Raw genomic sequence first — 13,390 nt, forward strand, 5'->3', positions numbered from 1 at the left:
ATGAAGGAACGGCTAAAAAGTTCCGTTCATTTTTGATGACGGCTTCGATTGGCTTTCAAATGGCCAGCTGTTGGCCGACCTCCGCAAGCAGGCATCTCGACAACTCCCGCCCCGCCGGTATGCCGAGCATGGTCTGCCCGCCCCTGGCGCGCGATTGCGCGCCAAGGGCCGGTGATCACGCAGCCCGGCGGCGGAGGCAAGCATCGATGCCTCGGAGTTGCCTGCCGGCGGTAAGGTCGCCGGTATTGAACAGGCGAGCGATCGTGCCCTCGCCTACCAGTTCAGCCTGAACCCGACATTGCCGCCATAGGTCTGCACCCTATCGGCGAACTTGCCGTCGAAGGTGGCGAAGACCGATGTGTTGGCGCTCCAGTTCAGCTTGACGCCGGCGTTGACGGTGATCGCGTCCTCGGCCGCCCCTGCCCCTTGAACGACGAAGGCATAGCCAGGTGCCGCCTGGAAGGTGGGCTCCACTGAGCGGTCCGGCCTGAACTCATGCAGCCAGGCGGCGCGGCCCCAGGCCTGCAGCGTCCTGCTCTCGCCGATCGCCATCGTCGTGTCGAGTTGCAGGCCGAGCGAGACCGGCAGCGAGATGACCGTGCGGCTGTCGAAGTCGAGGCCCAGCGCTCCGTCGCTGGCCGACTTCTCCGAGAAGGCTTGCATCGCCAGAGCCTGGAATTGCAGCCCGGCGAACGGCGTGATGGCGCCGGCGCCGAAAGGCTGCCGCCAGCCGGCCTCGAGACTGGTGCCGAAGCCGGCGCTCATGAAATCACCGGTCCAGTGTTCCCTGGTGATTGCCGGCACCGGATTGAGCGGATTGGGCGCGCCAGGCACCGAGGTGAAGCGGTCGATGGTGTTGCTGTAGAGATCCATCGCCAGCGAGCCGTTGATATAGAACTGGCCCCATTTGCGCGCGCCATAGGCGCCGGCATGGCCGCCAATGATGTTGCCGGAGGTTTCACGGTCGGGCACGGCGAAGGATCCGGCGACGCCACCCAGCGCGAAGCCCATCAGGACATCGGGATCGCCCTGCGAGTCCAGGCCGACGGCGAAGTTGCCGGACTTGTAACCAAGGGCCGCGCTGCCGACCACCGGATCACCGGTAACTGCACCCGAATTACCGCCCGCCGTCGCCCAGTAACTCCAGCGCTGCTCGTTGGGCGCCTTGGTCAAGGAATCGAACGGATTGGCTTTGCCGGGCGGTTCGGCATAGGCCGCCTCCGACGCTTTGAGCGACTGGCTCATCGGGTCCGTCGTGAGGCCCATGCGCCAGGCGTCGGACTGCCGGTTCATCTGCGCCAGGAAGGTGCTGTTGGCGTCGAACTCCGGCTGCTGGAAGCCGCTGACGCCCTCGCCCGAGATCGCGTCGTAGACGGCGCCAAGCTGATCGAGCGTCGGGATATAGAAGATCGCATTGGCGATCTTGGTGAAGTTCGGCGACGTCAGATCGGTCTGGATGGCGTTGATCGCTGAACCCACCGCCGTCTGGTTCTCGGTCAGGCCGGTACGGGCGAAATTGATGTCGACATTGAGGACGATATCCTCCGGGTTCGGATATTTGAGCGAATACTGCGCCACCGCGCTCGGGATCGTATCGAGCTTCAGCCCATTGTCGGTGACACCGCCCAGCGCGTGCAGGATGATGTAGTCCTCGTTGCCGGGCGAGGCCGCGCCCGGGTTCATGATGTTGATGCTGACCAGGCCATTGACGTCGGCCGTCCCGCTCACATTGATGCGGTCCGCCTCCGGATCGAGGTCCAGGTCCAGCAGATAGACGCCACCAAGCGATTGCGACCAGTTGCCGGTGACGTCGGTTGTCATCACCCGGTCGAGCCCGCCGGGAGCAGCAAAACCGTCATTGTTGAACTGGCCCGGCAGGTCGAGAGAGACGGTGTCGCCCATCAGGTAGACGGCGCTGGTCTTGTTGTTGAAGATGTTGAGACCGGCGCCGAGATCCATCGAGCCGACTGTCAGGAACTTGTTGTCGAACGTCTCGTTGCCGACGCCGCCGCGCATGGCATAGCCGTCGATCAGCGACACCGAAAGGACCGTGCCGTTGTTGGTCAGCACATTGTTCTTGCCGTCCTTGTAGCTGATGCCGCCGCCGGCACCCGAGCCGCCGGTGATCGTCACGTCCTTGGCGATGGTGACGTTGATGTCGCCATTGTCCGATATGTCGCCGGTGCCGCCGGCGCTCTGCTCCATCAGCGCGAAGGAGTTCTTGCCTATGACCGCGAGATCGGCCGTCTGTGTGAAGGTGATGGCGCCGCCGGTGCCACCGCCGCCGGCACTGCCCATGAAGCCTTGCGGGGCCATGGCCATCATCATGCTGCTTGTGGCCGGCGCCTGGTCGAGGCCGAGATAGTTGCCGGAAAAGCCGCCGACGCCGCCGCCGCCGCCGATGCTCTGGCCGAACACGCCGACCGAATTGTCGCCCGTGATGAGCATGGCGACATTGCTGTTGATGGTCACGACGCCGCCATTGCCGCTGCCGCCGGCGACGGCCTGGACGATGCCGTCGGTGCCCGCCGTCACCACGCCGCCGCCACCGCCGACGGACTGCGCGAAGATGCCGACCGAGCCGTTGCCGGTGAGCCTGATCTGTCCCGTATTGGTGACGGTGACGTCGCCGCCCTTGCCGGTCGCGCCGGTGTCGCCGCCGATGAACACCGGCACGCCGATCGCCGCGGCGATCGCGGTGCCGCCCGAGCCGCCGCCGCCGCCCACCGATTGCGCGAAGATCGCGACGGAATTGTCGCCGTCGAGCTGCATGGCGCCATTGTTGATGACGGTGACGATGCCGCCGTCGCCGCCGGCGGCACCCTTGCCGCCGAGCGCGATGGCAAGTCCGGGCGGGCCGCCCGATACGGAATAGGACGCACCGCCGGCGCCACCGCCGCCGCCCACCGACTGCGCCATGATGCCGGTCGAGCCGAAGCCCTTTGTGTGGATGATGCCGTCGCTGAAATTCGTGACATTGACGTTGCCGCCCTTGCCATTGGCGCCGCCATCRCCGCCGATGCCGAAGGTGAAGGCGCCAGGCGCCGGGCTTGCCGCCACGCTCATGGCGCCCGTGCCGCCGCCGCCGCCGATGGATTCGGCGAAGATCGCGACCGACGAGGCCGACACCGTCGTGATGTCGCCATGGTTGTTGACGGTGACGACGCCGCCATCGCCCGAACTGCCGCCGCCGCCGCCGACGCCGATCGCGACAGGCACGATGCTGACGCCGAAGGCGCCACCGCCCGAGCCGCCGCCGGCACCGACCGACTGCGCGAAGATGCCATGCGCGCCGACGCCTTCGACGGTGATCGTGCCATTGGCGCTATTGTTGACGGTGACCGCGCCGCCCCCGCCGTTGCTGCCGGCCATGGTGCCGTTGCCGACATCGCCGCCCTTGCCGCCAACGGCGATAAAGCCGATCGCGCGGCCGCCGGAACCGCCGCCGCCGCCGATCGACTGGGCATTGATGCCGTCGGCGCCGGCGCCGTAGGTGTGCAGGCTGTTGTTGTTGGTGACGTTGACGATGCCGCCGATACCGGACGAGCCGCCGGCGCCGCCGATCGAGATCAGGGCCGGGATCGAGCCGGTTATACCGCCATTCTTGCCGCCGCCCGAACCGCCGCCGCCGCCCACCGACTGCGCCTGGATCGCGTAGGAATCGATGCCATGCGTCTCGATCATCGCACTGTTGACGACATCCACCTGGCCACCGTTACCACTTGCCCCGCCGGCGCCGCCGACAGCGATCGCGCTGATGCCGAGCGAACCGCCGGCACCTCCGCCGCCGCCGATCGACTGGGCGAAAATTCCAACGGAATCATCGGCGTGGGTGAGAATGCCGCCGTAATTGTTGACCTCGACGTGGCCGCCGATACCACCGGCTTTGCCAGAGCCGCCGAGCGACAGCAGACCCCCGGCGCCGCCGCCGGTGCCGCCGCCGCCGCCCACCGACTGGGCGAATATGCCGGCCGAAAAGCCTTCCTCCGGTTTGGTGTTCGGGGGGACATCCGCCGGAAGTGTCCCCGTGCCGAAGGTCTGGATGATGGCCGTGCCGGCCTGGCTGAGATCGGCCTTGCCGTTGGTCACGGTGACCGAGCCGCCATTGCCCGCGGCTTTGCCTTTGCCGCCGATGCCAACCGTGCCGAGCGCGCCGGCCTCGCCGTCGCCGCCATCGCCACCGCCGCCCCCGATCGACTGGGCGTGGATGCCGTCCGACTTGGTGCCGTGAGTCGTGATCACGCCTTCATTGGCAACGATGACGGTACCGCCATTGCCGCCACCGGCACCGTTGCCGCCAATGGCGACCGTGCCCGACCTGGTCAGGCTGCTGGTGCCGAGCGGCTTCAGGAGCAGCGTCGGATCGACTGGCACGTAAGGTATCGCCAGCAGGCCGCCCGTCCCCACATAGGCATCGCCGCCGATGCCGCCGCCGCCGCCGATCGACTGCGCGACGATGCCGGACGACTTGTCTCCATGCGTGGTGATGAAATCATAATTGCCGACATCGACGGTCATGGCGTCATTGCCGGTTCCGCCGGCGCCGCCGACGGTCGCTTGCAGGTTCCAGTTCGGTTTGCCGCCGGCCGGCTCACAGACCTTTGGAAGCGTGCATTTCGCGCCAAGCTGCAGCGAGATCGAGTTGGCGCGGCCGCCTGTGCCGCCGCCGCCGCCGATCGATTGCGCCAGGATGCCGAAGGCGCCCATGCCGTTGGTTTCGATGCCACCATACTGCCTGATGGTGACGTTGCCGCCCGTATTGCCGTTGCCGCCCGAGCCACCAACGGCGACACTGACATTGACCTGCGTGCCCGCATTGTTGCCTTTGAGGCCAAGCACGCCGGTGATGGCGTTGCCGCCGGAGCCGCCGCCGCCGCCGACCGACTGCGCGAAGATGCCGTAGGCGCCATCGCCATTGGTCGTGGTCTGGCCAGCCGCAAGCAAGCCGGTCTGCAAGAGACCGTGATTGGTCACGAAGACGTCGCCGGCAAAGCCGGCGTCTCCGCCGAAGCCGCCGACAGTCACGCCGGCATTGAAATTGGTCCCCGTGCCGAGCGAGCCGATCACGGCCGACACCGCCATGCCGCCATTGCCGCCGCCGCCGCCGATCGACTGCGCCTGGATGGCGTGCGATTCGACCCCGTAGGTCGAAATGGCGCCGGTGTTGTCGACCGTCACCTTGCTGCTGTTGGTGCCGGCGCCGCCGAAGCCGCCGACGCTGGCCGACAGGGTTTTTGCATCGGTGCCGGCAATGACGCCTGATATCGCCATGCCGCCATTGCCGCCGCTGCCGCCGACCGATTGCGCGAACAGGCCGATGGACTGATCGCCGGTGGTGATGGTCGAGCCGTGGCGCGTCAGCAGCACTTCGCCGCCCGTGCCGCCGCCACCGCCCTCGCCGCCGACAGCCGCGGTGATCTGGTTGCCGCCCTCACCGAGGTTGAGCGCTGCCGCCACGCTAAGCCCGCCGGTGCCACCGCCGCCGCCGATCGACTGCGCCAGGACACCGAAAGCCTTGTTGCCGCCGGTTTGGATGATGCCGGTGGAATCGACCGTGACCTTCTCGGCATCGCCGCCGGATCCGGCGCCGCCACCGAGCGATACCGAGACCGCGCCATTCTTGCTCGGGTTCTTGCCGAGCGAGCCCTTGATTGTCGCGGCAAAGGAGAAGCCGCCATTGCCGCCACCGCCGCCGACCGATTGCGCGAGAATGCCGTTGGCGCCGTTGCCTTGGGTCAGGATGTTGTCGACCGAGGTGACGTTGACTGCCTTGCCGTCGCCGGAGCCGGCCCCGGAGCCGCCGACGGAGACGCCGATCGCGGCCTTGGCATTTTGGCCAGTGACCGAAACAGCACCTGAGAAGCCGCCATCGCCACCGCCGCCGCCGACCGATTGCGCGAAGATGCCATTCGAATCCCCGCCAACGGTGTGGATGGTCGCATTGTTGCCGGCGAGCGTCGTACCGACATTGCTGTTGACGATGACGCGGCCGCCATCCTGGCCGGTGCCGCCATTGCCGCCGACGCTGACGGCGGCGCCACCGGCGCCGTCGACGACCATCTCGCCGGAGATGGCGAAGCCGCCGGTGCCGCCACCGCCGCCGATCGACTGGGCGAGGATGCCGTTGGCCTTGTCACCGGTCGTGTTGATCGTGCCGATGTTGTTGACCGTGACGAGTTGGGAGGTGCCGCCCTTGGCGCCGCTGCCGCCAACCGATACCGCCGCGGCCGCTTTCTGCCCGGCGCCGGCGATGGTGACCGCCGCGCCGCCATTGCCGCCGCCGCCGCCGACCGATTGCGCCAATATTCCGTTCGAACCGTTCTTGAGAGTGACGATGTTGCCGGTCGAGGTCACGGTGACCGTGTCGGCGTTGCCGCCGCCCTTGCCGGACCCGCCGACACCGACGCCGATCGCGCCGGCTCCCGTGGTGATCGCCAGCGCACCGGAGAAGCCGCCATTGCCGCCGCCGCCGCCGATCGACTGCGCCAGGATGCCGTCGGCCTTCAAACCTTCGGTCCTGAGATTGCCGGTCGAGGTGACTGTGACCGATTTGGCGTTGCCGCCATTGTCGCCCGAGCCGCCGACACCGACGGCCAGACTGCCCGTGCCCTCGCCCGTCAGCGTGCCGGCTATCGCGCCGCCGCCATTGCCGCCGCCGCCGCCGACCGATTGCGCGAAGATCGCATGCGAGCCGTCGCCGTCGGTCTCGATGTTGCCGTGGCTGGTGACGGTGACGACCGCGGCGTCGCCGCCGCTCGAGCCGGAGCCGCCGACCGCGACGCTGGCCGCCATGTCCTTGCTACCGGCCAGCGCAATGGCAAAACCGCCATTGCCGCCGCCGCCGCCGACCGATTGCGCCATGATGCCGAAGGAATCTTTGCCGCCGGTCAGGATGTTGTTGTAGCTGGTGACGGTGACCGTTTCAGCGGTCGAGCCGGATCCGGCGCCACCGCCGATGCTGACGCCCAGCCCGCCGCCGCCGAGCCCGACGCCGAGGCTGCCCGCGAAACCGCCCGAGCCGCCGCCGCCGCCGACCGACTGCGCGAAAATGCCGGATGAATTGTCACCCTGGGTCCAGATCGACACGATGTCCGAGGCTGGCGCCTGCAGCACTGGCTGGCCGTTCGCGCCGACGAGGCTGTAGCTGTTGACGATCACCTTGCCTGATGTCGAGCCGGTGGCGCCCGTGCCGCCGACACCGACGCCGATGCCGGCATTGCCCGTCGTGGCCGAGCCGGCGACGGCGAAGCCGCCATTGCCGCCGCCGCCGCCGATCGACTGCGCCAATATGCCGTTGGAGAATTTGCCGGTCGTCGTGATCGTACCGGTGCTCGTAACCGTCACGTCCTTGCCGACGCCGCCGACACCGCCCTTGCCGCCGATCGCGACCGAGGCCGTTGCGGCATCAGGGTCGCCCAGTGCGCCCGAGACCGCGACGCTGAAGCCGCCATTGCCGCCGCCGCCGCCAATCGACTGCGCGATGATGCCGGACGAATTGTCGAAATTGGTCGCGATGTTGCCGGTCGAGGTGACCTTGACGATGTCGGCGCTGCCGCCGCCCGCGCCGCTGCCGCCAAACGCCACGCCGACGGCGATCGACTTGCCGCCGCCAAGCGTGCCGGCAAAGCCGCCATTGCCACCGCCGCCGCCGACCGATTGCGCTAGGATGCCGGCCGCACCCGTGCCGCGAACACCGCCCGATATGAAACCGGCGCCCGTCGAAATGTTGCCCGTCGCGATGACGGTGACATCAAGGCCGTCGCCGGCCGCGCCGCCCTTGCCGCCAAGCGCCACGCCGATACCGGCATCCTTGGCAAGTGCCAGCGAAACGGTCGATCCGCCATTGCCGCCACCGCCGCCGACCGACTGCGCCAGAATGCCGATCGCCTGGTCGCCATAGGTGGTGATGTCGCCGGTCGAGGTGACGCGGACGGTCTTCGCGCTGCCGCCACCGGCGCCACTGCCGCCAAGCCCGACCGCAGCGCTGACGCCCTGCAGCGTGATCGCACCGGCGCCGGCGAAGCCGCCATTGCCGCCGCCACCGCCAACCGACTGCGCCATGATGCCGATCGACTGGTCGCCATGCGTCTGGATGTTGCCGGTCGAGGTCACCGTCACCGCGCCGGCGCTCTGGCCGCTGCCGCCACTGCCGCCGACTGCCACCGAAGCACCCAGCGCGCCGGTCGTGAACGTGCCGGCGACGCTGAAGCCGCCATTGCCGCCGCCACCGCCGATCGACTGCGCCAGGATGCCGTCGGACTGTTTGCCGTAGGTGGCGATATTGCCGTAGCTGGTGACGAAAACGTCCTTGCCGACGCCACCGGTGGCGCCGCTGCCGCCGACCGAGACCGCGGCCGCGCCACCGGCGCCTTCATACGAACCGGAGACGCTGAGCGTCACGGCGAAGCCACCATTGCCGCCGCCGCCGCCGATCGACTGCGCCAGGATGCCGGTCGAATTGTCCTCTATCGTCAATATGTTGTTCTGGGTGAGGGTGTTGCCGACCTTCTTGCCATTGTTGACGGTCGCCGTTCCGGCGTCGCCGCCGCCCCCGCCGGTGCCGCCGAGGCTGACGCCGACACCGACAAGCCCGCCCGCCGCGAGGCTGCCGGAGAAGCCGCCATTGCCGCCGCCGCCACCGATGCTTTCGGCCTGGATGCCGACCGCATTCTTGCCTTCGGTAACAAGGTTCCAGGTGCCCGCATAGGCGGTGGCGACCGTATGGCCGGCGCCGTCGGCATTGACGGTGACGTTGCCGGCATTGCTGCCGTCGGCACCCGCGCCGCCGAGGCCGACGCTCGCCGCGCCGCCGCCAAGAGCTGCAGAGATGGTGAAGCCGCCATTGCCGCCGCCGCCGCCGACCGACTGCGCCAGGATGCCGGTCGAATTGTTGCCTTTGGTGTGGATCGAGCCGGAACTGCCGACAATGACGTCCGAACCGGCGCCACCGCCGGCGCCCTTGCCGCCGATATTGACGGCAATACCGACCGCGCCGCCGATGGCGCCGCCGATCGCATAGCCGCCATTGCCGCCGCCGCCGCCGACCGATTGGGCAACGATGCCGCCGGCATTGTTGCCGGCCGTCGAAATGTCGCTGAGGCTCGATACGGTGACGAGCTTCGATGCACCGCCGGCGCCGCCATTGCCGCCAATGCCGATCGCCGCCGCGAATGTCCCTGTGGCGTTGACCGCCACCGCGATCGCCGCGCCGCCATTGCCGCCCGTGCCGCCGATCGACTGCGCGAAGATGCCGCGCGATCCCTGGCCGTAAGTGGTCAGCGAGCCGGCGGTCTCCACCGTGACGATGTTGCCGTCGCTGGCATTGCCGGCGGCCCCGCCCATGGCGAGCGCAAGCACGCCGACCGCGCCCGAAACCGAAAATCCGCCATTGCCGCCGCCACCGCCGATCGATTGCGCGAAAACGGCATCCGACTGGTCGCCATGGGTGATGATTGAATAGGCTGTATCGTTGGCGTCGCGCAGCACCTCCACCGCGCCGGACGTGCCGCCACTCCCGCCGACGCCGCCAATCGCCACGCTGAAGCCGATGCCGCCGGAGAAAGCACCACCGCCATTGCCGCCGCCGCCGCCGACCGATTGTGCGAAAATGCCGGCGGAATTGACCGAGCCGGCACCATTTTTTCCGGTTTCGATATCGCCGGCATTGATCACCGTCACCCGCGCGCCATTGCCGCCGGCGCCACCCTTGCCGCCGGCCGAGAACAGGCCGCCGGAAGTGCCGCCATTGCCGCCGCCGCCACCGACCGACTGGGCGAAAATGCCGGCGGACTGCTTGCCGTCGGTGCTGATGGAACCGGCTGATGTGTTCGTCACCTCGACGATGCCGCCATTGGTGGTCGAGGCGCCGTCGCCGCCAAGCGACACGAGACCGCCGGAATTGCCGCCATTGCCGCCGCCGCCACCAATCGACTGCGCCAGGATGCCGTTGGATTCCTGGCCATGGGTGACGATCGCGCCGGAATTGGTGACGCCGACCGTCACGACATTGGCAGGGCCGCCATTGCCGCCGAGGCTGCCGCTGCCGCCCGAGGCGAACAGACCGAAGTTCGAGCCGCCGTCGCCGCCGCCACCGCCGATCGTCTGGGCGAGTATACCCTGTGAATTGTTGCCCCAGGTGGTGATGTTGGCATTGTTGGTGACCTGGACGATGCCGCCGTTGCCGCCATTGCCGCCGCCGCCGCCGGATGACGAAAACAGTCCGAAACCACCGGCGCTGCCGCCGCCGCCACCGCCGATCGACTGGGCGGCTATGCCGTGCGAGTAGATGCCATGGGTGGTGATCGTCGTGCCGACGCCGGTAAAGACAGTGGCGTTGCCGCCGGCGCCGGCCGGGCTGCCGCCGCCCGGATTGAAGACCAGGCCGCCACCGCCGCCGCCGTTGCCGCCATGGCCGCCCTGGCTGATGGCTGCTATGCCCGCTGAATAATTGCCGAGCGTTTCGACACTACCGCTATTGAAGTTGACGGTGGCGAAGCCGCCGCTGCCGCCCAGCCCGCCATCACCGGCGTCGCCCGAAATACCCTTGGCGTCGCCACCATCGCCACCGTCTCCGCCGACGCTGCTGGCCACGATGCCCGCATTGGGACAGGCCGTTGGCAGGACGCAGTTGTTGCTCGTCTTGACGGCCCCGTCCACATTGACCGTGACGGTGCCACCATCGGCGCCGTTGGCGCCGTCACCGCCGTCGGAGAAGACGTAGCCATTGCTGCCATTGCCGCCACGGCTGCCGTTCGAGGCGCCGAGAACACCGATGTTGCCGGTCGCGATCACCGCGCCGCTGTTCGGCGTGTTGGCGTTGGCGGTGGGCTGATTGTAGTTGACAACAAGTGTCGGACCGGAATTGCCGGAGGGCCCGCCCGCAGCGACCGGCGGTGGCGCCACGCAGGTCGCGCCGCTCGTAGCGCCGGAATTGACCACGCATTTTTCCGGCTGGGCCGGATTGCTGCCGTTCGCGGGAACCGCCAACGTGATTGTGCAGTCGCTCGCGATGCCGGTGCTGCACGTATAGTGCGCCTCGCCGGGAGCAGATGGCGCCGCACCTGACCCGGTCAGGGATATCCGGCTGGGGTCGATCGTCAGCGTGTTGACGTTGAGCGTCATGACGCCAGGCGCGGTGTAGCTGATGTCGGACTGTGTTCCAGATCCCGCGCAGGTCTCGACGCCGCCACTCGGCCCCGTGCATGTCGCTTCGGCAGGCCCCGTCGAACCGACGAACAGCGTCAGCGCCATGAGAATCGCCGCTGTCGCCGCAAAGCCTGAAAGGCCAAGAAATCTCTGCTTCAACCAGCCTGAAAGAAGGCGAGACTCGGCTACGTCCCAACGAACACGAGTCATCATCACCCCCTGATCCGCACCGCCCCCGGCGCGAATCTGCCCTTGCTAATGCAACCTAGCAGATTGCGATGGCTATGGGCGCCGCTAAGAATAGAGGTGATGTAAATTGGGTGCAGTGTTGCCGTTCAAGCACACATATCCACAGCAAAACCCAGCGTTCACGCGCTATTGGAGTAAATAGCGTGACGCAATAGAGAAATATTTGCTTCAGGCGGAAAGAATTGGAGTCGGTTCAGCAGCAAGCCCAGCCGAAAGCTCTCTCTGTACGGCCAGGAAAAACCTGCGCACTTCATCACTGGCAGTTGCTCTGTCCCTGCCCGACCCGACAACCAGGTCAAGCAACTCGGCTGCTTTAGCCCTCCAGAACGAGGCTGCAGTCTCGCCATGCAGATTGTCTAGCTTGGCTGCGACTTCCCTGACCAAGAATAGCTGACGGTCGATCGGGAATGCACGGACTTTTTCTGGGGACATCTTCCAAACCTGAACTGACGCAACGAATCAACCATTGCTGAACAAGCAATGGCGTAGCCGCCAAGGTGGAAACGGATGCTTAACGCCGCTGCCGCTGCGTCGCTGTGCGAGGCGATCCGGAGATGACCCCGACACGAGATCATCACGCACGTTCAAGCCAGGTTGGTTGAGAAGGAGGCGGTTGACCGGAACAGGCGAAGCAGCCTCAGGCCGACAGCGCGCTTGCCTCGCCGCCACGCTTGCGTGTCGCCATCATGTCGCTGGCCATCAGTCCGGTGACACGGCAGAACGCCATGAACGCCCGGCAGGCATCCTCGGTCTTGACCACATCCACCGTGGCGCCGAAGCAGGCATTGAAGGCCTTCTGATACACCGGCCCCTGCCGGCGCGCCGGCCAGTCCTGGAGAAAATCCAGCGCCTGCTCGACGCTGTAAATCTCCTCGACGGGCAAGCCGGGGCCTTGCGCAATGCGCACCGGCACCTCGAATTGCAATCTATCCATCCGCGATCTCCCGAACTGGCGTCGCCCAGGCAACGCCGTTCGTCGTCAAAAGTTGCTTTGCCTGGTCAGTGCCACGCAAATGTGTCGTCACTGCGGAAACGGCCGTTTTGCTGCGGACAGGCCGAGGAAAGTCCTGCCGGCATCAGCCAGCCAGGCAGAACTTTCGCACCGACAGCGCCGCTATTGATTGGCCGGGTCGGTCTCCGCGTCGAAAGCCATGCGCACCACCGTCAGCAGAACATAGGCCGACGGCAAGGCGAACAGGGCGCCAAGGACGAGCGCTCCGGTTCCCGACAGATAGAGCGTCTCGGCAATCGCCCAATAGAGGGTTCCGATACAGATGAACGCCTGGACGGACAGGAAAGATGCAGCCGAGGCCGCACGCGTCAGGCTTTTGAATGTCTTGATACGTTGCATTGCAATGATCCGGAAGTGACGCGCCGCGCCACCCATGCGCGGCTGAAGGCCGCCGCACGGGTCACGACGCGAATGGCTTGGAATGGAGACGAACGTGCGGTCCTGGACCGCTCAGGCCTGCGCGGATGGCGGCGCACGCGGCTGGTTGGTGCTCGCGCGGAGAGTGGACACCGCGCCGGATCCGGCAACGGGCGCGGTTGGGGAAATCTGGCCCAACCAAAGGAAAACAGCTTGCGGAGCCGGCAAGGCCGGATGGAAGCCGGCGAACTTGGCCATTACCGGCCGGGCTGCGCGAACCTCCAGCGCCTGTGCCTTGTTGGTGACACGCAGCAGCGCCGCGACCTCGCCCGACCGTTCCAGGCCAACGCTGGCGCCGGCCTGGGCAGGGTCCGCGAAGTCGGAAGATCGGGCCGGCCGAGGCAAAGCATCGCCAGCAGCACGAGGCCCATCAGACATGAGCAGGCTGCAGTCAGCGACGCTTCAAGCGGTAAGGCGCGCTTGGGTAGTGGACGCACTCTCCAAAACATGCACCCGCCCTAGCGCAGGATGGCCGGAAAGGAAAGCAGCCGTGCAAAACCGATAAAAATTGCCCCGACGAGGCGAATATCCCGCCGGCTAAGGCCGCATCAGCCAGTTCTTCCTTGA

General features: G+C 67.2%; 5 protein-coding genes. All 5 read right to left on the reverse strand.

From position 1 onward, the window contains the following. Positions 1 to 273: 273 nt before the first annotated feature. Positions 274 to 11,250, reverse strand: coding sequence for a hypothetical protein (locus tag AC1DPX_RS18615; RefSeq protein ID WP_477238651.1), 10,977 nt, complete (start codon positions 11,248 to 11,250; stop codon positions 274 to 276). A gap of 312 nt (positions 11,251 to 11,562) precedes the next feature. After that, a complete protein-coding gene (locus AC1DPX_RS18620) occupies positions 11,563 to 11,826 on the reverse strand; it encodes a DUF6074 family protein (RefSeq protein WP_244730321.1) in 264 nt (87 codons plus the stop codon). Between the two features lie 205 nt (positions 11,827 to 12,031). Further along, positions 12,032 to 12,328: a DUF982 domain-containing protein gene (locus AC1DPX_RS18625; protein ID WP_477238653.1), complete on the reverse strand. Its 297-nt coding sequence runs from the start codon at positions 12,326 to 12,328 to the stop codon at positions 12,032 to 12,034. A gap of 180 nt (positions 12,329 to 12,508) precedes the next feature. Continuing rightward, positions 12,509 to 12,745, reverse strand: a complete 237-nt coding sequence (locus tag AC1DPX_RS18630; RefSeq protein WP_202354132.1) for a hypothetical protein — start codon at positions 12,743 to 12,745, stop codon at positions 12,509 to 12,511. A gap of 111 nt (positions 12,746 to 12,856) precedes the next feature. Further along, positions 12,857 to 13,201 carry a hypothetical protein gene (locus AC1DPX_RS18635; RefSeq protein WP_477238655.1) on the reverse strand — a complete coding sequence of 115 codons (345 nt, stop codon included), beginning with the start codon at positions 13,199 to 13,201 and terminating at the stop codon, positions 12,857 to 12,859. Positions 13,202 to 13,390 lie beyond the last annotated feature (189 nt).

It is taken from the genome of Mesorhizobium sp. 01N446 (genome assembly GCF_056399285.1).